Here is a 23,761-nt window from a genome sequence, read left to right as displayed (position 1 = left end):
GCTAACTATTAAAAAGATCAGGCGAGTTTGATGGCGTAACCTTCTTCGCTGATCGCTTCGATCACCTGCTCGGCGCTCAACGCACTTTCGACGCCGACTTCCTTCGCCGCCAGATCGACCCGCACGCTGGCGGCCGGATCCTTGCTCTGCACCGCCTGAGTGACGGCTTTGACACAGTGACCGCAGGACATACCTTCAACAGTGAACACTTGCATGGAATGACTCCTTTGAGTGAGGTTGTCGGCAGTTTCGGGCTTGCCACGATGGCAAGGTCAAGTTCTGCAAAAAACTGCCGGGCTGGCAATCGGCGCCGCGCTCGGCCAAGCTGCGTGCATCAATGACTTGAATTCAGGAGATTCAGCCATGCGCTGGTCAGCTTTCAGCCTGTTTGGCGTACTCAGCCTTTTTGCCGCAATCCCTTCGGTGCAGGCCGCCGGGGAAGATTACGGGGTGCTGATCATTTCCCGCGAGCGCCTGGAAGTCGCGACTTCCTGCGAAATCGGCGTTTACATTCAGGATCAACTGTCGGCGCGCCTGTTCCAGGAGCAAAGCACCTCGTTCAACCTGCCGCCGGGCAATGTCTCGCTGCGCCTGAAGCTGCTGCCGGGGCAAATGCCGGGCTGCAACCCGGGCATGCTCGCGCCGGGCTCGCAGGAGATCAAACTGCATGCCGGCGACATCCTGAAATTCCGCATCGCGATGAACCAGGAAGGCATGTACCTCAAGCCGACCGGCCTCGGTTATTGAATACCGCTCGCTGATCATTCCCACGCTCTGCGTGGGAATGCAGCCCGGGACGCTCTGCGTCCCAAAGCGTGACGCAGAGCGTCACAAGAGGCATTCCCACGCAGAGCGTGGGAACGATCGGGTATGAGGGCGGTGGCGGGTGGCGGAAACTGGCGCTTGACCTTGCCAGCATGGCAAGGTTGATCCTGTAGGCCTCTTCTACAGGGAGTACGACCGATGTCCGATTCCATCACGTTCGATCTGCCCATCAGCGGCATGACCTGCGCCAGCTGCGCCGGCCGTGTCGAGCGGGCGTTGAGCAAAGTCAGCGGCGCCACTGCCGTCAGCGTCAACCTCGCCACCGAACAGGCCCGGGTGCAGGCACCCGGCGACAGCCTGCCGGCGTTGATGGAGGCGGTCGAACGCGCCGGTTACAGCGTGCCGCAGCAAACCGTGGAATTGAACATCGACGGCATGACCTGCGCTTCCTGCGTCGGCCGCGTCGAACGCGCCCTGAACAAAGTACCGGGGGTGAAGAGCGTCAGCGTCAACCTCGCCAATGAACGTGCTCATCTCGAATTGCTCGGCGCGGTCGATCCGCAAACCCTGATCGCCGCCGTGAGCAAGGCCGGCTATTCGGCCAGCCTCTTCGAACTCGAACACCAGACCGACAATCGCCAACAGCGCCTGAACCATGAGCGCTGGGCGCTGATCTGCGCGATCGCCTTCGCCTTGCCGCTGGTGCTGCCGATGCTGGTGCAACCATTCGGCATTCACTGGATGCTCCCGGCCTGGGTGCAATTCGCCCTCGCCACCCCGGTGCAATTCATCTTCGGTGCACGCTTCTACGTCGCCGCTTGGAAAGCCGTACGCGCCGGGGCCGGCAACATGGACTTGCTGGTAGCGCTGGGCACCAGCGCCGGTTATGGCTTGAGTCTCTACGAATGGGCCACCGCCGCCGGGCGCATGCCGCACCTGTATTTCGAGGCCTCGGCAGTGGTCATCGCGCTGGTGCTGCTCGGCAAATACCTGGAAAGCCGCGCCAAACGCCAGACCGCCAGCGCCATTCGCGCACTGGAAGCCTTACGGCCGGAGCGGGCAATTCAAGTCATCGATGGCCGTGAACAGGACGTCGCCATCAGCGCCCTGCGTCTTGGCGACCGAGTTCTGGTCAAACCCGGTGAACGCTTCCCGGTGGACGGCGAAGTGCTGGAAGGCCAGAGCCATGCCGACGAAGCGCTGATCAGCGGCGAAAGCCTGCCGGTGCCCAAACAGCCGGGCGACAAGGTCACCGGCGGTGCGATCAATGGCGAAGGCCGCTTGCTGGTGAGCACCACGGCGCTCGGCGCGGAAAGCGTGCTGGCGCGGATCATCCGTCTGGTGGAAGACGCCCAGGCCGCGAAGGCTCCGATCCAGAAACTGGTGGATAAAGTCAGCCAGGTGTTCGTGCCGACCGTGTTACTACTGGCCCTGGCCACGCTGATCGGCTGGTGGCTGTACGGCGCGCCGCTGGAAACCGCGTTGATCAACGCCGTCGCGGTGCTGGTGATCGCCTGCCCATGCGCCCTCGGTCTGGCGACACCGACCGCGATCATGGCTGGCACCGGCGTGGCGGCGCGGCACGGGATTCTGATCAAGGACGCCGAAGCATTGGAGCGTGCCCATGAAGTCAGCGCTGTGGTATTCGACAAGACCGGCACCCTGACCTCCGGTACGCCGCGCATCGCGCATTTCAGTGCGGTCGACGGTGACGAAAATGCCCTGCTGACAGCGGCCGGCGCGCTGCAACGCGGCAGCGAACATCCACTGGCCAAAGCGGTGCTGGATGCCTGCGCCGAACGCAATCTGACGGTGCCCGATGTCAGCGACAGCCAGTCCCTGACCGGGCGCGGCATCGCCGGCAGCCTCGACGGCCGGCGCCTGGCCCTGGGCAACCGGCGCTTGCTGGAGGAAAGCGGTCTCGACGCCGGAAACCTGAGCGAATCCGCCAAGGCCTGGGAAACCGAAGGCCGCACGCTGTCGTGGCTGATCGAGCAAAGTCCGGCGCCCCGCGTACTCGGCCTGTTCGCCTTCGGCGACACCCTCAAGCCCGGCGCGCTGCACGCGGTGCAACAACTGGCCGCCCAGCACATCCACAGCCACCTGCTGACCGGCGACAACCGCGGCAGCGCCCGGGTGGTCGCCGAAGCGCTGGGCATCGAAAATGTCCACGCCGAAGTGCTGCCGGCGGAAAAAGCCGCCACCGTCGCCGAGCTGAAAAAAACCGGCGTCGTGGCCATGGTCGGCGACGGCATCAACGACGCCCCGGCACTGGCCGCTGCCGACATCGGCATCGCCATGGGCGGTGGCACCGACGTGGCCATGCACGCCGCCGGCATCACCCTGATGCGCGGCGATCCGCGGCTGGTGCCGGCGGCGCTGGAAATCAGCCGCAAGACTTACGCGAAGATCCGCCAGAACCTTTTCTGGGCTTTCGTCTATAACCTGATCGGCATTCCCCTGGCGGCGTTCGGCTTTCTCAACCCGGTGCTGGCCGGTGCGGCGATGGCCTTGTCGAGCGTCAGCGTGGTGAGCAATGCGCTACTGTTGAAAACCTGGAAACCCGAGGACCTGGAGGACAACCGATGAACATCGGCCAAGCGGCCCGCCACAGTGGCCTGAGCGCGAAAATGATCCGGTATTACGAGTCGATCGGTCTGCTCAAGGCTGCCCATCGCACCGACAGCGGCTATCGCATCTACGGCGACGATGACCTGCATACGCTGGCGTTCATCAAGCGCTCGCGGGACTTGGGTTTCTCGCTGGAAGAGGTTGGGAAACTGCTGACCCTCTGGCAGGATCGCCAGCGCGCCAGTGCCGATGTGAAGGCCCTGGCGCGACAGCACATCGACGAGCTTAATCAGAAGATCCGCGAACTCGGCGAACTGCGCGATACCCTGCAGGATCTGGTCGAGCACTGCCACGGCGACCATCGTCCGGACTGCCCGATCCTCAAGGAACTGGCGTCGGGTTGCTGCGCGCAACCCGCGCGTGCCTGAGCAACAGGGCTTTCATCGACAGCACCGTGCCAAGGGGAATGCCGTGGAACAACAGCACCACGGCACCCGGCGCCCACCACTCATAGAACGGTGCGGCGATCAGCATGCCGACGCCGAATCCGGTCATCTGCAACAGCGTCAGGAAACTGAAGATCGGCAGGCGCAATGGCTCCGGCTCCCGTTGCAGGCGTGACATCAGGCCGACTTCCGAGAAACCGTCGCCCAATCCGGCCGGCAGCGAAAACAGCAACAGGCCGACGACGCTGTGCTGCTGGAACATCAGGATGAAGCCGCAGGACATCAGCAGCACGCCACCGAAATAGCGGCGCTCCAGATGAACGTTTTCCGAGCCGTTCAAGCGACTGGCGATCCGCGCGCCGAGCAGTTTGCCGGCGGCCCACACCGCGAGCATCAGGCCCAGCGTGGTGCTCGCCGAGTCCGGCGTCAGCAGTTTGGAGATGACCGGAAAACCGACGTTGTGCGCAGCGCTGCCAAGGGTGTCGGCCATGGTCACCGCCAGCATCGCCGCCACCACCGGAGCGCTGCGCAAGCCCTGGACCAACGCTGACCATTCGCTGCGCTCATCGCTTGATTCGGCCAAAGGCTCCGGTGCACTGAACCGCAGCGGCGCAATCAACACCGCCGCCAGCAGGTAGGTCAGCGCGTTCAGTGCGAACACCGCTTCAAAACCAACCCCCGCAACCAGCAACCCGGACACCAGACTGCCGCCGACCATCGCCATGGACGAGGCGGACGTGATCCACGCATTGGTCTTGAGCAACTGCGCCGGCTCGATCAATCGCGGCAACTGGCTGTTGAGGCCGATGGCGAACATCGAATTGCCAAAGCCCAGGCCGAACGCGATCAGCGGTAGCAACAGCGCCTGCTGACTGACCGGCACGATGAGCAACAGCCCGAGCACAGCGGCGCGCAGCAGATCGAAGGCAATCAACGGCAGACGGCCACTGCATCGACGATAGAGCGCGGTGCCGATCAGACTCGCAAAGATTCCGCCGCCCACGCGACTGGCTAGAAAAATCCCCACGCTCATCGCGCTGTTGCTCAGCAGGTAGACATACGTGGCCAGCGCAACCATGTTCAGAAAAGCGCCGAAATCGGAAATCAGCCGAGCCGTGATGATCAGCCGGGCATTGCGGGAGGTGGTGGTCACAATCAATCCTTGAATGTGTAAAACCCGGCCGAAGCCGGGTTTTCCCTTTCAGATGCTCACTGCATCCACGGTGGCGGAGGCGGTTCGTCAGACTTGCCCTTGGGCTCGTCGTCCGCCGCGCGGATGGCTTGCTTGCGCTCCTCATCCAGACGCGCTGCTTCGATCTCGCGCAGCACCCCGCCGACATCGGCAAGGTCCTCGGGATCGTCGAACTCGCCGGTCAGCACGCTGGCCGGATGTAACGTACCCGCTTCGTACAACGCCCACATTTCCTTGGCGTATTTGGTCTTCTTCAGCTCCGGCGCGAAGCGACCGAAGTACGAAGCCATGTTGCCGACGTCACGTTCCAGCATGCTGAACGCGTGGTTGTTGCCGGCGGCGTCCACCGCTTGCGGCAGGTCGATGATGACCGGGCCGGTCGGCGTCAGCAGCACGTTGAACTCCGAAAGGTCACCGTGCACCAGACCGGTACACAACATCAGCACGATCTGCGAAATCAGGAACGCGTGATATTCGCGGGCCTGATCCGGCTCCAGCACCACGTCGTTCAGACGCGGCGCGGCATCGCCGTACTCGTCGGCCACCAGTTCCATCAGCAGCACGCCTTCGAGGAAATCGTACGGCTTGGGCACCCGCACCCCGGCATTGGCCAGGCGAAACAGCGCCGCGACTTCGGCGTTCTGCCAGGCGTCTTCGGCTTCCTTGCGCCCGAACTTGGAACCCTTGGCCATGGCCCGGGCCTGTCGGCTGTTGCGAACCTTGCGGCCTTCCTGATACTCGGCCGCCTGGCGGAAACTGCGTTTGTTCGCCTCCTTGTAGACCTTTGCGCAACGTAACTGATTGCCGCAGCGCACCACATAAACAGCTGCTTCTTTGCCACTCATGAGTGGACGCAGCACTTCGTCGACCAGACCGTCCTCGATCAGGGGTTCAATGCGTTTTGGAGTCTTCATCAGCTTTTATTGTGGGTCCTTTATTACCAAACACGCGAATGTCACTCGTTATACGGCAATCCTCGCATCACGGGGAGGGGTTGCCGACCTGTGAACCTGTGGATGCACACACTGTGCCGGATAAACCGGGCCGATCCGCCGCTATATCGGCCGCTGCGAATCATAGCCGAGGCTGTCGAAGTTGTTGGCGACAGGACTTGAGGGCATTTGCGACAGAATCTGACATCCCGATGCACGCATCTCGTAAGAATTTTCTCTTCTGGCCTCAATTTCCCTTTCGTGCGGCCGAATTCCTCTGTGACAGAGGAATTTGTCCGACAATCGTTCCAAAAAAATGTCGATGTCGCACCCAAGGAAACGGGTGAGAAATAGGTTTTTCGGCTGCCAATAACCGCGAGTCATCTGCACTGCGTGGGCCTACAAGAAAATCTGGAGCGCGGATGAACATCAAACAGAAGTTGACCTGGGCGTTTGCAATCATCGCCTGCTTGCCCGTGGTGCTCGTCGCCACGCTGGTGGTACTGAACCTGCGCAGCGATGCCCGGGACGATTTTGTCGACAGCAGCGGGCGCGAGATCCGTCAGGTCAGCAATGCCATGCAGCTGTTTTTCGACGGCATCAGCCAGAACGTCGATTACCTGGCGGCGCAACCATTGGTCAAAAACGCCGACGGCAGCGTGCGCAGCCGCATGAGCGCCAACGCTTCCGACACCTCGGATGGCGAGATCGACAAGCAACTGTTTGCACTGTTCGAGGGGCTGGCCAAATCCCACCCGGCCTACTCCTACGTGTCCTATGGATTGAACAGCGGCGGCTATGCCTTCTGGCCGGGCGATCCGAAGATGGCCAACTACGACCCGCGCACCCGCCCCTGGTACAAGACCGCCATGGCCAACCCGGGCAAAACCCTGCGCACCGAAGCCTACTACTGGGCCGGCGATGACGCGGTACTGGTCAGCACCGTGCGCGCGGTCGCCAACCAGTTGGGCGCCCAGGGTGGGGTGGTCAACATTGACGTGTCGCTCAAGCAACTGACCGAGATCGTCAAACAGATCAAGCTCGGCGAAAGCGGTTACCTGATGCTGATGGAAAACACCGGCACGGTGCTGGTCGATCCGAAGCAACCGGAGCACAACTTCAAGCGACTCGACAGCCTCGGCGATGGCTATGCGCAACTGGCCAAGGCCGGCAAAGGGCTGGTGGAAGTCGAGCTCAACGGCGAACGTTACATGGCCAATGTCTGGCCATCGGAGCAACTGGGCTGGACCTTCATCGGCCTGATCAAACAGAACGAAGTGATGAGTTCCGCCACCCAACTGACCTGGCTGATCGCGATCATTGCCGCCGTGCTGGCGGTGTTTTTTGCCGTGGTCGGTGCCAGTTTTGCCAGCCTGATCGTGCGGCCGATCCGCAGCGTGGCCAGCGGTCTGGAAGGCATCGCCCAGGGCGAAGGCGACCTGACCAAGAGCCTCGACATCCGTGGCAGCGACGAAACCGCGCAACTGGCCAACTGGTTCAACCAGTTCCTCACCGCGATTCGCAGCCTGATCCAGCACATCGGCGGCGCGGCCGGGAAAATCCTCGCCACTTCGCAGAGTTCGACCCGGGTCTCCAGCGACATGGCCGAAGCGGCCGGGCGCCAGCGCGAAGCGGTGGACATGGTCTCGACCGCGTTCCACGAAATGGTCGCCACCGCCAACGAAGTCGCCCGCTCGTGCAGCCAGGCAGCGGAGTCGGCCGACAGCGGCCAGCGTCAGGCCCGCGAAGGTCAGCAACAGATCGATGCGGCGGTGCACAGCGTCGATCAACTGAGCCAGGAGCTGGAGCAATCGGCGCAGTCGATGCAACAACTGGAGCGCGACAGCAACGACATCCAGTCGATCCTCGGCACCATCCGCTCCATCGCCGAACAGACCAACCTGCTGGCGCTCAACGCGGCCATCGAAGCAGCGCGGGCCGGTGAGCAGGGGCGTGGTTTTGCGGTGGTGGCCGACGAGGTTCGCGCACTGGCCAAACGCACGGCGGATTCGACGGCGGAAATCGACGGGCTGCTGGGCAATCTCGCCAAGCGCACCAGCGCGGTGACCCAGCAAATGCACGCCAGCCTCGACGTGTCGCAGCAATCGGTGGCACGCATCGGCGAAGCGCGGGAGAGCTTTGGTCAGATTCGTGAGTCGGTGGATGTGATTCGCGATATGAACACGCAGATTGCTACGGCGGCGGAAGAGCAGCATCAGGTGGCTGAGGACATCAATCGGCATATCAGCCAGATTCACGGTGATGCGCAGTTGGTGGCGGAACTGGCGAATTCGGCGCGGCTGGATTCGCAGAGTCTGGCGGGGTTGTCGAATGAGCTGGATGGGTTGGTGCGCAGGTTTCGTACCTGAGTAACCTTTGGAATTCCCTCTCCCTTTGGGAGAGGGAATTCCTGTTCGTTCAGCGTTCGATGATCGCCGTCACACCCTGTCCGCCAGCCGCACAAATCGAAATCAACCCCCGCCCCTGCCCCGCCGCATCCAGCAACTTCGCCAGGTTCGCCACGATCCGCCCGCCCGTCGCGGCAAACGGATGCCCCGCCGCCAGTGAGCTGCCCTTGACGTTCAAGCGGCTACGATCAATCGACCCCAGCGGCGCGTCCAGCCCCAGCCGGGTCTTGCAGTATTCCGGATCTTCCCAGGCCTTCAACGTGCACAACACCTGCGCAGCAAAGGCCTCGTGGATTTCGTAGTAGTCGAAGTCCTGCAAGGTCAGCCCATTGCGTGCCAGCAGGCGCGGCACCGCATAGACCGGAGCCATCAGCAGCCCTTCGGCGCCGTTGACGAAATCCACTGCCGCCGCTTCGCCGTCGCGCAGATACGCAAGGATCGGCAAACCACGCTCCTTCGCCCACTCTTCGCTGCCCAGCAACACCACCGAGGCGCCATCGGTCAGCGGCGTCGAGTTGCCGGCGGTCAGCGTGCCCTTGGCGCTTTTCTCGAAGGCCGGCTTCAGGGTCGCGAGTTTTTCCAGGGTCAGGTCCGGGCGCAGGTTGTTGTCGCGGGTCAGGCCGAGGAACGGTGTCATCAGGTCGTTGTGCCAGCCTTCGCTGTAGGACGCCGCCAGTTTGTGGTGGCTTTCGAAGGCCAGTTGATCCTGTTCCTCGCGGGGGATGTTCCAGGTCTGCGCCATCAATTCGCAGTGCTCGCCCATCGACAGGCCGGTGCGCGGTTCGCCGTTGCGCGGGAATTCGGGGATCAGGTGTTTAGGGCGTAATTGCAAAAAGGTCTTGAGCTTGTCGCCGGTGGTCTTGGCGCGGTTGGCCTGCAGAAGGATCTTGCGCAGGCCTTCGCTGACGCTGATTGGCGCGTCCGACGTGGTGTCGACGCCGCCGGCAATACCGCAATCAATCTGGCCGAGGGCGATCTTGTTCGCCACCAGCAACGCCGCTTCCAGGCCGGTGCCGCAGGCCTGCTGAATGTCATAGGCCGGGGTGGCCGGCGACAGGCGCGAGCCGAGCACGCATTCGCGGGTCAGGTTCATATCCCGTGACAATTTCAGTACCGCCCCTGCGACCACTTCGCCGATGCGCTGGCCGTGCAGGTTGTAGCGTTCGATCAGGCCTTCGAGGGCGGCGGTGAGCATCACCTGATTGCTGGCGGTGGCGTAGGGCCCGTTGGAGCGGGCGAACGGAATGCGGTTGCCACCAATGATCGCGACGCGGCGCAGCTGACTCATGAAATGCTCCTTGTTGATTCAGACTCATGGAAATCCCTGTGGGAGCTGGCTTGCCAGCGATAGGGCCAGCACATCCAACACCTTCGGTGGCTGACTCCGCCATCGCGGGCAAGCCCGCTCACACAGGATCGGTGATGTATTTGCCATGTGTTCGGCCACAAAAGCGCCGGGGGCAAACTACTCTGCTGTTCTAGCGTAGGCCTTATTGCGTGGATCGAACGATTGATTGCCCTTCGCAGTCCACACTTTGAACCCCATCTTCTGGAGAGCGTTCCATGTCTGACCGCTATATCGACTTCGCCAACTCGTCCATCGGCCACCGTCTGGTCGGAGCCCTGGGCCTGCCGTCGCCGGTGCGGCTGGAACGCTGGCAGGCCGGGCGTCTGCGGCCGGTGGAAGGTGCGCTGCTGATCGGCGGCGGGCCGCTGGCCGAACGGGTCAGTGCATTCGCCAATCGCCTGACCGACGCGATCTACCGCTACGGCGACCAGCCGGCGACCGCCACTCAATGGATTCCCGGCCATGGCCCGAAACTCAAGGCCGTGGTGTTCGACGCCAGCGATTTGCAGCACACCGACCAGCTCAAGCAACTGCGTGAATTTTTCCAGCCGTTGATGAAGAACCTCGACAGCAGCGCGCATCTGGTGATCCTTGGCCGTGCCCCGGAAACCCTGCGCGAACCGTTCGCCGCCAGCGCACAACGGGCACTCGAAGGCTTCTCGCGCTCGCTGGCCAAGGAGCTGCGCAGCGGCGGCACGCTGCAACTGATCTACGTCGGCGAAGGTGCCGAGGATCAGCTCGAAGGACCGCTGCGGTTTTTCCTCTCGCCGAAAAGCGCTTTCGTCTCCGGGCAAGTGATCCGTCTGACAGCCTGCGCCACTCAGGTCACCGACTGGACCCGCCCATTGGCCGGGCGCAAGGCGCTGGTCACCGGAGCGGCTCGCGGCATCGGCGCCTCGATTGCCGAAACGCTGGCTCGCGACGGCGCCGAGGTGATCCTGCTCGACGTACCGCCAGCCAAGACCGATCTCGAAGCCCTGGCGGCTCGCCTCGGCGGTCGCGCCATCACCCTCGACATCTGCGCCGAAGACGCCGCCGCGCAACTGATCGAAGAGCTGCCGGACGGCCTCGACATTCTGGTGCACAACGCCGGCATCACCCGCGACAAGACCCTGGCCAACATGACCCCGGAGTTCTGGGACGCGGTGCTGGCGGTCAACCTCAACGCACCGCAAGTGCTGACCAAGGCCCTGCTCGACAGCGGCACCTTGCGCGATAACGCCCGGATAGTTTTGCTGGCATCGATCAGCGGCATCGCCGGCAATCGCGGGCAGACCAATTACGCGGCGAGCAAGGCCGGGCTGATCGGACTGGCCCAGGCCTGGGCGCCGACCCTGCTCGAACGCGGCATCAGCATCAACGCCGTGGCGCCGGGGTTCATCGAGACCCAGATGACTGCGCACATTCCGTTCGGCCTGCGTGAAGCCGGGCGGCGCATGAGTTCGCTGGGCCAGGGCGGCCTGCCGCAAGACGTCGCCGAAGCCGTGGCCTGGCTGGCACAACCGGGCACCGGCGCGTTCACCGGACAAGCGCTGCGGGTGTGCGGCCAAAGCGTTCTGGGAGCCTGAACATGACGATCAAATGGCACACGCTGCACCACGAGCCGAGCCTGCCGGGGCTGTATGCCCGGGCGGCGACCCGACGCAAAATCACCGGCACCACCCTGCCCGACAGCGGTTTGCGTTGCGCCGTCGAGGTGGAGGGCAAACGGCTGGCGGCCTATCGCAAGGTTTGCGGTTTCGCTGATGACGGCCTGCTGCCGCCGACCTATCCGCATATCCTGGCGTTCGCCCTGCAGATGCAGTTGCTGACCGCCAAAGAGTTTCCGTTCCCGTTGCTGGGGCTGATTCATCTGAGCAATCGCATCCGCGTATTGCGGCCGATGGGCGGGATCAGTCGTGCGCAAGTCAGCGTCCGGGTGCATAACCTGCAACCCCATCCCAAAGGCGCGACCTTCGATCTGCTGACCACCCTCGACGATCAACTCGGCCCGTTGTGGGAAGCCGAAAGCCAAATGCTCTGTCGCGGCGTGAAGCTTGAAGGTGAACCGGTCGAACAGGCCTGGGAGCCGGCGCTGCCGCTGATGCAAGTGGCGCAATGGAAGGCGCCGGCGGACATCGGCCGGCAGTACGCGAAAGTCTCCGGCGACTACAACCCGATCCACCTGAGCGCCGCCAGCGCCAAGCTGTTCGGTTTCCCAACCGCCATCGCCCACGGTCTGTGGAATAAAGCCCGCACGCTGGCGGCACTGGCGGATCATCTGCCCAAGGCCAACCTTGAGGTCACCGTGCATTTTCGCAAACCGGTGCGCCTGCCGAGCGAGGTGAGCCTGTTCGCCAGCGCTGCCGGTTCCAGCGGTGAGTTGCGCCTGATCGGCGCCGGGGATCTGGAGCACATGGTGGGCAACTGGCAGCCGGTGGCCTGACATCAAGGCCGAAAAAACCTGCTCAATTGTGTATATATCACTTAAGTTTTCCCGCGCCGCCCACACCGCACTCTTGAAAACCCAGCCTTGATTTTCAAGGCTTTTTTTTGCGCGCCTATATCCTCGGTATTAGTCGTTAGGCCGCACTCGCAGCCCCCTGCATAAAGGCGTTAATACCAACTTGAGAATGGCGTGGATCCGGCCTTGCGACTGATATGAGCACAACGGACGAAGGCACTGCCGGCAACAGAATCGGCGGGCCATCGAAGACAACAAACGTTGTGACAGGTGCAAGGAATAACGCTCATGAAAACTCAGATGAAAGCTCATGCGGCATGGTGCAAATCGGCAACGGCACTGGCCCTCATTCTCTCCCTCGGTCTGGCCGGTTGCAGCAGTGGCGGCGGCGGTCATCACAGCAGCTCCGGCAGTTCTTCTCCAGACAGCTCGACTGCCGGTACGGGTGGCACGGGCGGTACCGGTGGCACAGGAGACACGGCAGGCACTGGCGGTACCGGTGGCACTGGCGGAACCGGCGGCACGACAACCCCGACCAATCCCACCGACCCGACGGATCCGACCAACCCAACCAACCCGAGTACACCGACACCTCTGGTTACCACCACCCTGGTGCAGGACGTCGGCAATACCGTCAGCGGCGTCGGCGATGGCGTCGGCCAGGTCGGTGACTCCCTGAGCGGCGTGCCTGTCGTTGGCGGCGTGGTGCAAAGCGCGGCCCGGACTGCCGGCAACGTAGTGACCACGCTGGGTGACGGCGTAGCCAACGGCATCGGCAAACTGGCAACCACCGACAATGGCCTGGGCGTCACCGCTTCGGCGGTCGGCGGCGTGGTGCAGGATGTGGGTAACGGCGTGTCCGACCTGAGCGGCAAACTGGCCACTGCCTCGGGCAGCGTTCCCGTGGTCGGCGGTGTGGTGACCAAGGTCGCCCCAGTGCTCAACGGGGTCGGCGAAAAGGTCACCATGCTCGGCGACACCCTAAGCACCGCCACCACCACCGGCCCGCTCGGCTCGGTTACCAAAGAAGTCGGCAGCAAACTGGTGCCGGTGATTGCCATGGTCGAAAGCACCACGGACAAACTCGGTACGGCTACAGGGCTGGGCGCGCCGTTGAACGGTTTGGTCCAGAAGGTCGGCAGCACGGTTGACGGCGTGGGCGACAAAGTCACCGACGCCGGCAACGGCAACGCCCTGACCAACACTGTCGGCGGTGCCTTGAGCAATGTCGGCACCGCTGTCGGCAAGGCCGGCGGGCTGGTGGATAACGGGACCGGTTCCGGAACGGGCGTCGGTGGCGGCCTGGGCAGCAATGGCCTGCTGCAAACCGTCGGCGGCGCCGTGGTCAACGTCGGCGCCGGCTTGAGCAGCGGCAATGGCACCCTCGCCGCACCGGGTGGCGTGCTGGCGGCGGCCGGTAATACCGTGGCCTCGCTCAACACCGTGCTCGGCGGTTCGGGCTCGCCGATCACCAGCCCGACCACGCCCCTGGCAACCCTGGGCAACAACGTGGGTGCCGGACTTGCGCCAGTCACCACGGCGGTCACCAGCCTGACCCAGAACGTCGGCGCCGCCACCGGGCTCGGTACTCCGGTCGCCGGTCTCACCGGCCAGGTCGGCGGTGCCGTCGGCAATCTCGGCAACACGATTGCCAGCACCAACAGTAATCCGGTCGTGGCGGCGGTCGGTAACACAGTCACCACAGTGGGCAATACGGTCACTGCGGTCGGCGGCCTGGTCAACGGTGGCACCGCCACCGGAACCGGCGGCGGACTGGGTGGCGTCCTCGGTGGTCTCACCGGGACCCTGGGCGGCAACAATCGCTGAATTGCACCTGGCCGATTCGACGGCCGAACCTACAGCGCCTACGCTTGGTTGAGGGCGGAAGATTCCCACGAGTCTTCCGCTTTTTTCTTGGGAGAAAACCCGCCCGGTGCCGGGGGTTGAACATGGAGTGTCCTATGCGCGTTATGGCATCCCTGCTGTTTGTCAGTCTCAGTTCCACAGCCCTCGCCGATACCCTGCCCAGCTTTCTCAACAGCAACGAAACCATACGCAATCTGCCGGTGCCCAATTTGCCCGCCGACGCCTACCGGCCGAATGCCGCGCCGCTGCAAGTGCCGGAGCCAGGGGCCGCCGCCGAGCCGTTGATGATGAGCACCAAGATCAAACTCAACACTGTGCAGATCGAAGGCGGCACGCTTTACCCGCTGAACGAACTGGCAGAAATCTACAAACCCCTGATCGGCCGCGAGAGCAGCCTCGCCGACCTGATCGAGGCCACCCGCACGATCACTCGACGTTATCAACAGGACGGCTATCTGCTGTCATACGCCTTCCTGCCACAGCAGACCTTCGATGACGGCGTGGCGCGCGTCGTACTGGTGGAAGGCTATGTCCGCGACGTGCAGATCGCGGGCGACGTGGGACGGGTCAAAGCCCTGCTCGACCGACTGGCCGCCAAGCTCCAGGCCGAGCGCCCTCTCACACGCAAGACGTTCGAGCGCTATACCACACTGATGACCCGCATTCCCGGCGTGACGATCCAGGCCCAGGTGCCACCGCCTGGCACCACCGATGGCGCAACCACGCTGATCGCCCAGGCCAGCCGCAAACCGTTCACCAGCACCCTGAGCACCACCGAAGACAACCGTAACGGCACTCAGGCCCTGCTCGGGGTCAGCAGCAATTCACAAACCTCGATGGGCGAACAATTGACGTTCAGCGGCCTGTTTCCACCGGGGGATGATCACGAGCATTACTATCGGCTGGACTACAACCAGTTCATCAACGACGAGGGTGCGCAACTGAGCCTGTCGGCCTCACGCTATCGCGCAGATCCCGGCACCAACGTGCTGCTGAACAACGGCCTGGAACTCAAGCCGCATCGCGAAAACGACCGTTACTCGCTCGGCTTCAGCCTGCCGCTGATTGCCGCTTCGGATGAATTGCTGACCGCCGGATCGCGCCTGTACGCGGTCAACGACAAGACCCGCTACAACGTGATCGGCTACCCGTTGAGCGTCGAAGAACGCACCGACATCCGCGCTCTCGCCTTCGAAAGCGACTGGCGCAAGGCCGATCCCCGGCAACTGCGCATTCTCAGCGGCGGCGTGTATCAGGGCTTGGACAGCCTGGGCGCGCGCACCAACAACAATGCCATCGACCTCGATTTTTTCCGGGTGCGTCTGTCGGGAGTGCAAAGCGACAAGTTCCTTGATAACTGGCAAGGCGTACTGTCAGCCGCGTTGTATTGGAGTGACGACACCCTGCCCGACAGCGAGCGCGCCGTATTCGGCGGCCAGAACTTCGGCCGCGGCTATCCCGACGACCAGGCGTCCGGCGACAAGGGCTGGGGCGTGGCTTACGAAATCAACTACAGCTTCAACCGCGACGGCAACTGGGTGCGCATCCTGCAACCGTACTTCGTGCTCGACCGCTCACGCAGCTGGTTCAATGAATTGCCGGTGCAGGCCAACAACCTGTCATCGGCGGCGGTCGGCCTGAGATTCGGCGATGCGAAGTACTACAACATTGCCCTGGAAGCCGCCAAGGCGATGTCCGATGAAGCGCTGGACACCTTCAACCGCCGGCCGCGTTACAGCATCAGTTTCAGCTACCAGTTGTAAGCCGCTTGATCGCCGGCGAATCCCAGATCGGAACGCAGAGCGTCCCAGGCTGCATTCCCACGCAGAGCGTGGGAACGATCAAACAAAAGCAGTCCGCTTTCGCTCATCGCTCCTCGCTCCTCGCTCCTCGCTCCTCACCACTCAACACAATGAGCGTTAGCTCGAGTACCGCTTTTGATCTACGGGCGACGTCGGAAGGCTGAGTGGAGGGATTCATCCGGGGGTGGGAGCGCAGCGACCGTTTGGCGAAGCCAAACACATCGAGAGGAGGTGCAGCGAAGCAAACCGTAGGCGATGCCCCCGGATGAAACCCGGAACGAAGGAACCCCGAGCCCCAGCGAGCGGGCCGAACGCAGGAGCAAGCGTTTTTTTGCTTACTTTTTGACTGGGCCGGCACTCCGGGCGTTTGTCAAAAAAGTGAGTCGCCGTAAGGGCGAAACCGCCAGCAGGCGCACCCGCAGAAACGGATATTCACCCAAAACCCCAACAACATGGTCGGCCCAAAGGCCGCCAAGTCAAACCCTCAAGAAACATTCACCCGAGGCTTGGGAAACAGATTATCCAGCGTCTCAAGCAACCGAACGTGATAAATCGGCTTGCGAAACAGATCCAGCACCTGCAACCGCAACATGTCGCTCACATCCTCCATGTCCGCATGCCCGGAAGTCACAATCACCGGTAAATGCTGGCGCGAGGTGTGTTCGCGCAATCGCTTTATCAGCGACATGCCGCTTTCCTCCGGCATGCGCAGATCGGTAATCACCAGCGCGATATCGGGATGCCGGGTCAAATGATGCAGGGCCAGTTTCACCGAGGTCGCGGTATGACAGACAAAGCCCTCCCCCTCCAGCAACTCCGCCAGTTCCAGCAGTGCGTCCTCCTCGTCATCGACCAGAAGCAACTGTTGGCGGGGCGTATGGGAGAAAGACATAGGGCGATTCCTGCGATGGACTAAGCGCTGACGTTAGAACCCCTTGGGCGCATTCGCAAGTTGCCGGCCATGGCTGCCTACCCGATCAGAGTGCGGCCTGAATGGTGTTGAACATCGTGGTAATGGCGTTCGAGATCGGTGTCACGAATGCCGCCAGCGCCACCGCCACCATCCCGGCGATGATCGCGTATTCGATACCCGAAGCTCCTTCGGTGTCCTTGACCAGGCCTTTGTAAAAAGTGATCTGGGACTTGATTGTCTGCACGGTTTTTTTTGCGAAGGACATGACTGATTCTCCTTGAAGGCACCGGGTGTTATGCGTTCGCAACATGATTTCCCCGTGCCAGCATCAGCATTGTCGGCAAAGTCCGGACCTACAACTGTAAGAACGGATTAACACCAAAGTACTAACTACTAAAACAACGGGAAAAAACCATGTTTGGCGCTTTAGTCCCCTGCTTTCGGCGGATATTTCGGCCCGCGTAATGGCATTTTGTTCGGGCTGCGCTACCGTCAAATAGCGAAATAGTTACTCGTTCATAGCTGCCTGATTGCGAAGTTATCTCGTTGGACGTCACGGGTTGTTGCAAGAGACAGAGCGCAGCGGGAAAGGGAGAGCCGTCATGAACAGTCGCGTCACTCTGGGTCTGGCCGGCATTTTGCTGCTGGGTGCCATCATCGCCGGTTACTGGGGGCTCACTTTGAGTCGCCAGGCCCCGGCCGCCGAACCCGTGGTTGCCGCCCCTGATACCCCCGTCGCCACCCCGGCACCGGTGGAAGATCCGACTCGCCAGCCGGTGGTGGTGCTGGTGCGAGATATTGCACCGTTCGTGACCATCACCGCCGCCGATGTCGCCGTGGAAAAACTGCGCACCGCCCCCGCCGGAAGCCTGTCCAGCGTCGATCAGGTGATCGGCCGCACACCCTGGCGCGCCCTGTCGGCTGGCACCTGGCTGACCCAGGAAAGCTTCGAGGCCGGCAGCCCGCTGGCGCGGATGATTCGCCCCGGCGAACGCGCACTCGCAGTGGCGGTCGATGAAGTGATCAATGCCGGCGGGCAACTGGCGCCGGGAGACTACGTCGATGTGCTGCTGTTCTTGCGCAAGGATGAGAACAACCCGCAGCCGAGCGCCCAACTGGTAGTGCCTGCCGTGCGGGTGCTCGGCGTGGGCAATCAGATGGGCCTGACCAACAGCGGCCAACCCGCCAGCCCCGCCCACAGCGAAGAAGAAAGACTCAAACAGGAACAATTGCGCGCCGCCGCCCGCAGCGTGGTGCTCGCGGTGCCTGAGCCGTTGCTCAACCGCCTGATGCTGGCCTCCAGCGCCGGCGTATTGCGGCTGGCCGTGCGCAGCGCCGACGAGCAGCAACTGGCCCGCTACTGGGCCGGCGACAACAACGTCGCCGCCAGCCTCGATAGCCCTCGGCGCGCGTTGATCGAGTTCAGCCAACTGTCGTTGACGCCGCCCCCCAAACCCATGGCGGTCGCCAGTCAGACTGCTCCAGGAAAACCGGCCGTGGAAGTGATACGCGGCACCGAATCCGCCGAACCCACGCACTGAATCGAGCAAGGATGCACCTCCATGCGCAAACGCTTTACGCCCCTGTTCCACTGGCTGCAGTTTTCCTTGCTGAGCGTGGCTTCGATCGGCAGCGCGGCCGCCGCTACCGGCAACTGCGCTGCGCTTGCGCCGCTGCCGGCCGTGCTGGAAATCGGCGAAGGCCTGCAACAGGCCGTGCAATCGCCGGTGGCGATCACTCGGGTGGCAGTGGGCGATCCGAAGATCGCCGATGTGCGCGTGACCGGCGATCAGGGTGTGTTGCTCACCGGCGTCGGCCCCGGCGCCACCACGTTGATGATCTGGACCGCCTGCGCCAGCACACCGCGTCAAAGCATGGTGTTCGTGCAGGGCAAGGCCAGTGCGGCGATGACTGCGGCGGCGCTGCCGTCCAGCAGCGAACCGAACCTGCCCTCGCAAGTGCAGACCGACATCCGCTTCGTCGAAGTCAGCCGCACCAAACTCAAGGAAGCGGGTACGTCGATCTACGGCAAGGGCTCCAACAACTTTCTGTTCGGCGCGCCGGGCACCGTGCCGAACACCGGGGTCACGCCGGGCGTGGTTCCGCTGCTCAACATCGATCCCCGTATTGCCGCGCCGAGCATCCCGCTGGCCAACGACATGTTCAACATCGTCTGGGGCGGTGGCAGCAGCAAGTTCCTCGGCATCGTCAACGCGCTGGAAGGCAGCGGTTTCGCCTACACCCTCGCGCGGCCAAGCCTGGTTGCACTGAGCGGACAAAGTGCGAGTTTCCTCGCCGGTGGCGAGGTACCGATCCCGGTGCCCAGCGCCAACAGCAACAGCTACTCCATCGAGTACAAGGAATTCGGCATCCGCCTGACCCTGACCCCGACCGTGGTCAGCAACGACCGGATCGCCCTCAAGGTCGCCCCGGAAGTCAGCGAGCTGGATTACAACAACGGTGTCACCATCGGCGGAACAACCGTGCCGGCGTTCACCATCCGCCGCACCGACACCAGCATCTCCCTGGCCGATGGCGAAAGCTTCGTCATCAGCGGCCTGATCAGCACCCGCAACGCCTCGGAGGTGAACAAGTTTCCGGGGCTGGGCGACATCCCGGTGCTTGGCGCGTTTTTCCGCAACTCGTCGATCAACCGCGAAGAACGCGAACTGCTGATGATCGTCACCCCGCACCTGGTGCAGCCGCTGGCCGTCAACGCGCCATTGCCGTCGTTGCCCGGCGAGAAACTGCGCAACTACGACCCGAACTGGTATCGCCTGTACTTCCTGGAAAACGGCAACTTCGATAAACGCAGCGGGTTATCGCAATGAGCCAGAGCCTGAGCCAGACCTTTCTCGCCATCACTCGCAACACCACTGATCTTGAGTGGCTGCAAGGCGCGCTGGCGCCCCTGGGCCAGGTGGTCAGTGCCGGTGGCGGCAGCCTCGACGAACTGCTGGCGCTGGTCGACGTGACCTTCGCCAGCCTGGTGTTCGTCGGCCTCGACCGTGAACATCTGGTGGCCCAGAGTGCGTTGATCGAAGGCGTGCTCGAAGCCAAGCCGATGCTGGCGATCGTCGCCCTCGGCGACGGCATGGACAATCAATTGGTGCTCAACGCGATGCGCGCCGGTGCCCGGGATTTCGTGGCCTACGGCTCGCGTTCCAGCGAAGTCGCCGGCCTGGTGCGACGGCTGAGCAAACGCCTGCCGGCGGTCACGCCGAACACCCAGCTCGGCGGATTGACGGTTCTGTACAGCATCCAGAACAACGCCGACGGTGCGCTGCTGGCCAATCACATGGCGCTGGTGGTGCAGAAGAGCGGCCAGCAGACCTTGCTGCTTGACCTTGGCCTGCCGCGCGGCGACAGCCTCGCCCTGCTGGGGCTGGAGAGCTCGTTTCATTTCGGCGATGCGTTACGTCACCTGCGCCGCCTCGACGCAACCCTGATCGACAGTGCCTTCACCAGTGCCGAGGCCGGGTTGCGCATTCTCGCCTACGCCCCCGGCGACGAACCGCTGGAGCGCACCAGCGCCGCCGAGCTGTACATGTTGCTCAGCGCCCTGCGCCAGCACTTCCAGCACATCGTGGTAAACCTCACCGGCCAGCCCGACAGCGAAGCGCTGCGCACCTTCGTCAGCCATTGCGACAAGCTGCTGTGGTACACCGACCAGAACGTCCTCGACTGCCGACGCAATCTCGCGGTGCTCAATCTGTGGCGCGAAAAAGGCATGAAGCTCGACCACGGCCGGCTGCTGGTGGATCGCTACCTGCGCAATGTCGCGCCGGACTCCGACACCCTCGGCAGGACCTTCGGCCTGGAAGTCATCGCAGTGCTGGCCTACAGCCCGGAAGTGCGCCTGAATGCCAAGAACCAGGGCGTGACCCTGTTCGAACTGGCCCCGCGCGAAGCCATCAGCCAGAGCCTGCGCACCCTCGGCGAACGGCTGGCCAAGCGTTCCGAAGGCCTGGCCAAACCCAAAGTCACCTGGTTTGATCGCTTGCGAGGCAGCTCATGAGCAGCGAGCAATTGTTCGGCGGACCACAGCGCAACACCACCGGCAACACCGACCACGACGGCCTGAAACTGGTGCTGCACCGCTACATCATCGACGCCATCGAAGAGTCGGGAAAAAACCTGCTGGAAGGCTCGCGGCAAGTGTTATCGCAGTTCGTCATCGACAAGGTCGGCGAATATATCGCTCGTCTGCATCTGGCGATTTCCCGTTACGAAATGGAGCGTCTGGCCGAAGAAATCGTCGACGAACTGACCGGTTTCGGCCCGCTGGAAGTGCTGCTGCGCGACAGCGCCGTGACCGAGATTCTGGTCAACGGCCCACACCGGGTGTTCATCGAACGCGATGGCGTGCTGCACCTGAGCGACCTGCGCTTCATCGATGCGCACCACGTCGAACGGGTGATGCAGCGCATCCTCGCCCCGCTCGGCCGGCGCCTCGACGAGTCGTCGCCGATGGTCGATGCGCGCCTGCCCGACGGCAGCCGGGTCAACGCGATCATCCCGCCGATTGCCCTCGACGGCCCGTGCCTGTCGATCCGCAAATTTCGCAAGGACATGCTTAAAAGCACTGACCTGATGGCGATGCAGACCATCGATCAGGCGATCTTCGACTTCATCGCCGAAGCCGTCGGCAAGCGCTGCAACATTCTCATCAGCGGCGGCACCGGCACCGGCAAGACCACCTTGCTGAACATTCTCAGCCAGCTGATCAACCCGCACGAGCGGCTGGTGACCATCGAAGATGTCGCCGAATTGCAACTCGGCCATCCGCATGTGGTGCGCCTGGAAACCCGCCCGCCGAATGCCGAGGGCCACGGCGAAGTGAAGGCCAGCGACCTGATCCGCAACGCCCTGCGGATGCGCCCCGACCGGATCATCCTCGGCGAGATTCGCGGGGTCGAAGTGGTCGACGTGCTGACGGCGATGAACACCGGCCACGACGGCTCGATGAGCACGGTCCACGCCAACAACGCCCAGGACGCGCTGCTGCGCCTGGAAACCCTGGTGGGCCTGACCGGACGCACCATTGCCGAACGCACCCTGCGCCAGATGATTTGCGCGGCACTCGACGTGATCATTCAACTGACGCGCATGCCCGACGGCCGCCGCTGCGTCAGCGAAGTGGTGGAAGTGGTCGGGGTACGCGACGACGTCTACGTCACCAACACCCTGTTCCGTCTCGACCGCCGCACCGGTTTCGGTTTTCTGCGTGAAGCAGTCAACCCGGCCGGTGACAAGTTGCGCCGCGAACCGGCGCTGTCACCGTGAGGACCACGACATGCTCAAACCGCTGTTGCTGATCCTGATCTGTATGGCGTTGCTCGGTCTGTCGCTGCGCCTGTTCTACAACGGCTGGCGCCAGAGCGGCACCGAACGGGTACTGGACCGCTTGAATCAGGGACAACCGCGACTGCTGGCGGAGAAACCGCGCTGGGCGGGACTGGAGCGCGCCTTTTTGCGGGCGGGTCTCGGTCACCCGGATCGTCTCGAATTGTGGTTGCTGCTGTGGGCCTTCGGCAGCGTGATCGGCCTGGTCATCGGCGGCTGGATCGGCTTTTTGTTGCTGCTGATGCTGCCACCGCTGGCGCTGCGCGTTTACGTCATTTGGCGCTATCAGCGACGGTTGCGACGGATGATCGAACAACTGCCGCAACTGCTCGACCACACGGTGCGCAGCCTGAAATCCGGACGCACCCTGGCCGACGCGATACTGGGCGCAATCGACGCCAGCGAAGACCCGCTGAAGAACGCCATGGGCCGGGTACAGCGCAACGTGCAATTGGGGGTGAGCCTGCCGGAGGCCGTGGGCGATGTGGCCGAGCTCTATGAAAAGGACGAATTGCGCCTGTTCGCCGTCGGCCTCAAGGTCAATCACCGCTACGGCGGCAACGCCAGCGAACTGCTGGAAAACTTGATCCGGATGATCCGCGAACGTGACCAGGCGTCCCGCCAGTTGCGCGCCATGACCGGCGAAACCCGCATCACCGCTTGGGTGCTCGGCCTGCTGCCGGTGGGGCTGGCCGGGTACTTCCTGCTGTCCAATCCCAAATACCTGATCGCCATGTGGAACGACCATTCCGGCCAGATGATGCTCGCCAGCGCCTTCGGCCTGCAGGTGATCGGCAGCCTGTTGCTCTGGCGGATGTTGCGCAGCCTATGACCATGCCTCTGATGATCAGCGCCCTGTTGATGCTGGGCGCTGCACTGTTGCTGATCAGCGGCCTGCTCGACCGCCGTCGTCGCGCGCGGCAGGTCACGCGGCGGCTGGAAGGTGCGCTGCTGCGGGACAATCGTTTCGGTAACCTGCTGCAGGTGCTCGGCAGCAGTACCCTCGGCCAGCGCGCGGTCAAACTCGACAACGAAACCCAGACCCTGCTCAACCGCCTCGGCTGGCGCAGCGCCCGCCAGCGATCACTGTTCGCCGCCTGCCAGATCGGCTCGCCGCTGCTGTTGCTGACCGTGGCGGTCTTGCTGCAAGGGGTGCTGTTTCCTCACATCGAGCGTCAATGGATCGCCCCGCTGTTCGCCCTCGGCATCGGCTACCTGTTGCCCAAACGCCTGCTGGCGATGGCCGCCGCCCGCCGGCAAAAACAATTGGCCACGGAAATCTCCACCTTCATTCCTTTGCTGCGCATCCTGTTCGAAGCCGGCATGGCCGTCGAGCAGGCGTTGCGCGTGCTCAGCCATGAAGGCCAGACGTTGCTGCCGGTGCTGACCCAGGAATTGCGTCTGGTGCTGGCCCGTGTCGACTCGGGCCTGGAGCTGGGCGAGGAACTGAACAAGGCCACGCGCCTGCTGGCGGTGGACGAATTCACCGACACCTGCGTGATCCTTCAGCAACTGCTGCAACAGGGTGGGGGCGCGATGAAATCGCTGCTGGCGCTCAAGCAACTGCTCGATGACCGACGCCTGACCAGGCTGCAGGAATACATCTCGAAAATGTCCGCCAAAATGTCCGTCGTGATGATGATGTTTCTCTTCCCGGCGCTGTTGATCGTCCTCGCAGGCCCGGGCTTCAGTGCCCTGGCGCGGGCGCTGGGCTCATAAAGGAATCGCC

The 23,761-nt window shown here is 63.1% G+C and carries 20 protein-coding genes and 1 pseudogene; 15 read left to right on the top strand and 6 right to left on the bottom strand.

Translation table 11 applies throughout. From position 1 onward, the window contains the following. Positions 1 to 17: 17 nt before the first annotated feature. Positions 18 to 215 (bottom strand): heavy-metal-associated domain-containing protein, encoded by a 198-nt coding sequence (locus ACTJK7_RS05420; RefSeq protein ID WP_007958490.1) that lies wholly within the window; start codon positions 213 to 215, stop codon positions 18 to 20. Positions 216 to 363: 148 nt separating this feature from the next. On the opposite strand from ACTJK7_RS05420, the gene ACTJK7_RS05415 reads away from it, so the two are divergent. From ACTJK7_RS05415 to cueR, 3 genes are all read left to right on the top strand, one after another. Further along, positions 364 to 747 carry a hypothetical protein gene (locus ACTJK7_RS05415; RefSeq protein ID WP_064379277.1) on the top strand — a complete coding sequence of 128 codons (384 nt, stop codon included), beginning with the start codon at positions 364 to 366 and terminating at the stop codon, positions 745 to 747. A gap of 216 nt (positions 748 to 963) precedes the next feature. Then, entirely contained in the window at positions 964 to 3,354 is a 2,391-nt protein-coding gene (locus tag ACTJK7_RS05410) for a heavy metal translocating P-type ATPase (protein WP_064379275.1), read from the top strand. Beyond that, entirely contained in the window at positions 3,351 to 3,764 is a 414-nt protein-coding gene (cueR, locus tag ACTJK7_RS05405; RefSeq protein ID WP_011332302.1) for a Cu(I)-responsive transcriptional regulator, read from the top strand. Before ACTJK7_RS05410 ends, cueR begins: the two co-directional genes overlap by 4 nt. On the opposite strand, the gene ACTJK7_RS05400 is transcribed toward cueR, so the two are convergent. Next, complete coding sequence (locus tag ACTJK7_RS05400) at positions 3,718 to 4,935, bottom strand: MFS transporter (protein ID WP_440780902.1); 1,218 nt, start codon at positions 4,933 to 4,935, stop codon at positions 3,718 to 3,720. The genes cueR and ACTJK7_RS05400 overlap by 47 nt on opposite strands. 56 nt (positions 4,936 to 4,991) lie before the next feature. After that, positions 4,992 to 5,888 (bottom strand): PA4780 family RIO1-like protein kinase, encoded by an 897-nt coding sequence (locus ACTJK7_RS05395; protein ID WP_011332300.1) that lies wholly within the window; start codon positions 5,886 to 5,888, stop codon positions 4,992 to 4,994. Positions 5,889 to 6,328: 440 nt separating this feature from the next. On the opposite strand from ACTJK7_RS05395, the pseudogene ACTJK7_RS05390 reads away from it, so the two are divergent. Together ACTJK7_RS05390 and ACTJK7_RS05385 are read left to right on the top strand one after the other, a co-directional pair. Then, a pseudogene (locus tag ACTJK7_RS05390) lies at positions 6,329 to 7,417 on the top strand (cache domain-containing protein); the annotation flags it as partial. A gap of 90 nt (positions 7,418 to 7,507) precedes the next feature. After that, positions 7,508 to 8,275, top strand: a complete 768-nt coding sequence (locus tag ACTJK7_RS05385; protein WP_440819224.1) for a methyl-accepting chemotaxis protein — start codon at positions 7,508 to 7,510, stop codon at positions 8,273 to 8,275. A 49-nt stretch (positions 8,276 to 8,324) separates the two neighbouring features. Here ACTJK7_RS05385 and ACTJK7_RS05380 read toward each other — a convergent pair whose 3' ends face one another. Next, entirely contained in the window at positions 8,325 to 9,602 is a 1,278-nt protein-coding gene (locus ACTJK7_RS05380; protein WP_064379268.1) for an acetyl-CoA C-acetyltransferase, read from the bottom strand. A gap of 275 nt (positions 9,603 to 9,877) precedes the next feature. On the opposite strand from ACTJK7_RS05380, the gene ACTJK7_RS05375 reads away from it, so the two are divergent. The 4 genes from ACTJK7_RS05375 (at position 9,878) to ACTJK7_RS05360 (ending at position 15,734) form a co-directional block, all read left to right on the top strand. After that, positions 9,878 to 11,230, top strand: a complete 1,353-nt coding sequence (locus tag ACTJK7_RS05375) for a 3-oxoacyl-ACP reductase (RefSeq protein ID WP_108559449.1) — start codon at positions 9,878 to 9,880, stop codon at positions 11,228 to 11,230. 2 nt (positions 11,231 to 11,232) lie between these two features. Continuing rightward, on the top strand, positions 11,233 to 12,087 hold the full coding sequence (locus ACTJK7_RS05370; protein ID WP_323151798.1) for a MaoC family dehydratase: 855 nt from the start codon (positions 11,233 to 11,235) through the stop codon (positions 12,085 to 12,087). A 306-nt stretch (positions 12,088 to 12,393) separates the two neighbouring features. Further along, positions 12,394 to 13,932, top strand: a complete 1,539-nt coding sequence (locus ACTJK7_RS05365; RefSeq protein WP_139831633.1) for a collagen-like triple helix repeat-containing protein — start codon at positions 12,394 to 12,396, stop codon at positions 13,930 to 13,932. A 134-nt stretch (positions 13,933 to 14,066) separates the two neighbouring features. Next, positions 14,067 to 15,734, top strand: a complete 1,668-nt coding sequence (locus ACTJK7_RS05360) for a ShlB/FhaC/HecB family hemolysin secretion/activation protein (RefSeq protein ID WP_085655557.1) — start codon at positions 14,067 to 14,069, stop codon at positions 15,732 to 15,734. A 523-nt stretch (positions 15,735 to 16,257) separates the two neighbouring features. On the opposite strand, the gene ACTJK7_RS05355 is transcribed toward ACTJK7_RS05360, so the two are convergent. Both ACTJK7_RS05355 and ACTJK7_RS05350 read right to left on the bottom strand, forming a co-directional pair. After that, positions 16,258 to 16,665, bottom strand: a complete 408-nt coding sequence (locus ACTJK7_RS05355; protein ID WP_011332293.1) for a response regulator — start codon at positions 16,663 to 16,665, stop codon at positions 16,258 to 16,260. 85 nt (positions 16,666 to 16,750) lie between these two features. Further along, positions 16,751 to 16,951, bottom strand: a complete 201-nt coding sequence (locus ACTJK7_RS05350) for a Flp family type IVb pilin (protein WP_085655558.1) — start codon at positions 16,949 to 16,951, stop codon at positions 16,751 to 16,753. A gap of 337 nt (positions 16,952 to 17,288) precedes the next feature. Between ACTJK7_RS05350 and cpaB the strand changes: the two genes are divergently transcribed. From cpaB to ACTJK7_RS05320, 6 genes are read left to right on the top strand one after another with little or no spacing between them, the layout of a single operon-like run. Next, positions 17,289 to 18,227, top strand: coding sequence for a Flp pilus assembly protein CpaB (gene cpaB, locus ACTJK7_RS05345; RefSeq protein WP_440780904.1), 939 nt, complete (start codon positions 17,289 to 17,291; stop codon positions 18,225 to 18,227). A gap of 21 nt (positions 18,228 to 18,248) precedes the next feature. Next, a complete protein-coding gene (locus ACTJK7_RS05340) occupies positions 18,249 to 19,517 on the top strand; it encodes a type II and III secretion system protein family protein (RefSeq protein WP_085655560.1) in 1,269 nt (422 codons plus the stop codon). Then, a complete protein-coding gene (locus ACTJK7_RS05335) occupies positions 19,514 to 20,704 on the top strand; it encodes a pilus assembly protein (RefSeq protein WP_323151802.1) in 1,191 nt (396 codons plus the stop codon). Before ACTJK7_RS05340 ends, ACTJK7_RS05335 begins: the two co-directional genes overlap by 4 nt. After that, positions 20,701 to 21,972 carry a CpaF family protein gene (locus tag ACTJK7_RS05330; RefSeq protein ID WP_323151803.1) on the top strand — a complete coding sequence of 424 codons (1,272 nt, stop codon included), beginning with the start codon at positions 20,701 to 20,703 and terminating at the stop codon, positions 21,970 to 21,972. The genes ACTJK7_RS05335 and ACTJK7_RS05330 overlap by 4 nt, the downstream gene beginning before the upstream one ends. Positions 21,973 to 21,982: 10 nt before the next feature. Next, positions 21,983 to 22,864: a type II secretion system F family protein gene (locus ACTJK7_RS05325; RefSeq protein ID WP_108559438.1), complete on the top strand. Its 882-nt coding sequence runs from the start codon at positions 21,983 to 21,985 to the stop codon at positions 22,862 to 22,864. Beyond that, entirely contained in the window at positions 22,861 to 23,751 is an 891-nt protein-coding gene (locus tag ACTJK7_RS05320) for a type II secretion system F family protein (protein ID WP_085655563.1), read from the top strand. Before ACTJK7_RS05325 ends, ACTJK7_RS05320 begins: the two co-directional genes overlap by 4 nt. Positions 23,752 to 23,761: the final 10 nt, after the last annotated feature.

Source organism: Pseudomonas sp. 22085 (assembly GCF_052045815.1).
GTDB lineage: Bacteria > Pseudomonadota > Gammaproteobacteria > Pseudomonadales > Pseudomonadaceae > Aquipseudomonas > Aquipseudomonas glycinae.
This window is presented reverse-complemented; position numbering and strand designations above follow the sequence as displayed.

Excerpts from the sequence above, each read along its gene's own strand:
- ACTJK7_RS05420 (WP_007958490.1), bottom strand. The coding sequence starts at position 215 with ATGCAAGTGTTCACTGTTGAAGGTATGTCCTGCGGTCACTGTGTCAAA.
- ACTJK7_RS05415 (WP_064379277.1), top strand. The coding sequence starts at position 364 with ATGCGCTGGTCAGCTTTCAGCCTGTTTGGCGTACTCAGCCTTTTTGCC.
- ACTJK7_RS05410 (WP_064379275.1), top strand. The coding sequence starts at position 964 with ATGTCCGATTCCATCACGTTCGATCTGCCCATCAGCGGCATGACCTGC.
- cueR (WP_011332302.1), top strand. The coding sequence starts at position 3,351 with ATGAACATCGGCCAAGCGGCCCGCCACAGTGGCCTGAGCGCGAAAATG.
- ACTJK7_RS05395 (WP_011332300.1), bottom strand. The coding sequence starts at position 5,888 with ATGAAGACTCCAAAACGCATTGAACCCCTGATCGAGGACGGTCTGGTC.
- ACTJK7_RS05385 (WP_440819224.1), top strand. The coding sequence starts at position 7,508 with ATGGCCGAAGCGGCCGGGCGCCAGCGCGAAGCGGTGGACATGGTCTCG.
- ACTJK7_RS05380 (WP_064379268.1), bottom strand. The coding sequence starts at position 9,602 with ATGAGTCAGCTGCGCCGCGTCGCGATCATTGGTGGCAACCGCATTCCG.
- ACTJK7_RS05375 (WP_108559449.1), top strand. The coding sequence starts at position 9,878 with ATGTCTGACCGCTATATCGACTTCGCCAACTCGTCCATCGGCCACCGT.
- ACTJK7_RS05370 (WP_323151798.1), top strand. The coding sequence starts at position 11,233 with ATGACGATCAAATGGCACACGCTGCACCACGAGCCGAGCCTGCCGGGG.
- ACTJK7_RS05365 (WP_139831633.1), top strand. The coding sequence starts at position 12,394 with ATGAAAACTCAGATGAAAGCTCATGCGGCATGGTGCAAATCGGCAACG.
- ACTJK7_RS05360 (WP_085655557.1), top strand. The coding sequence starts at position 14,067 with ATGCGCGTTATGGCATCCCTGCTGTTTGTCAGTCTCAGTTCCACAGCC.
- ACTJK7_RS05355 (WP_011332293.1), bottom strand. The coding sequence starts at position 16,665 with ATGTCTTTCTCCCATACGCCCCGCCAACAGTTGCTTCTGGTCGATGAC.
- ACTJK7_RS05350 (WP_085655558.1), bottom strand. The coding sequence starts at position 16,951 with ATGTCCTTCGCAAAAAAAACCGTGCAGACAATCAAGTCCCAGATCACT.
- cpaB (WP_440780904.1), top strand. The coding sequence starts at position 17,289 with ATGAACAGTCGCGTCACTCTGGGTCTGGCCGGCATTTTGCTGCTGGGT.
- ACTJK7_RS05340 (WP_085655560.1), top strand. The coding sequence starts at position 18,249 with ATGCGCAAACGCTTTACGCCCCTGTTCCACTGGCTGCAGTTTTCCTTG.
- ACTJK7_RS05335 (WP_323151802.1), top strand. The coding sequence starts at position 19,514 with ATGAGCCAGAGCCTGAGCCAGACCTTTCTCGCCATCACTCGCAACACC.
- ACTJK7_RS05330 (WP_323151803.1), top strand. The coding sequence starts at position 20,701 with ATGAGCAGCGAGCAATTGTTCGGCGGACCACAGCGCAACACCACCGGC.
- ACTJK7_RS05325 (WP_108559438.1), top strand. The coding sequence starts at position 21,983 with ATGCTCAAACCGCTGTTGCTGATCCTGATCTGTATGGCGTTGCTCGGT.
- ACTJK7_RS05320 (WP_085655563.1), top strand. The coding sequence starts at position 22,861 with ATGACCATGCCTCTGATGATCAGCGCCCTGTTGATGCTGGGCGCTGCA.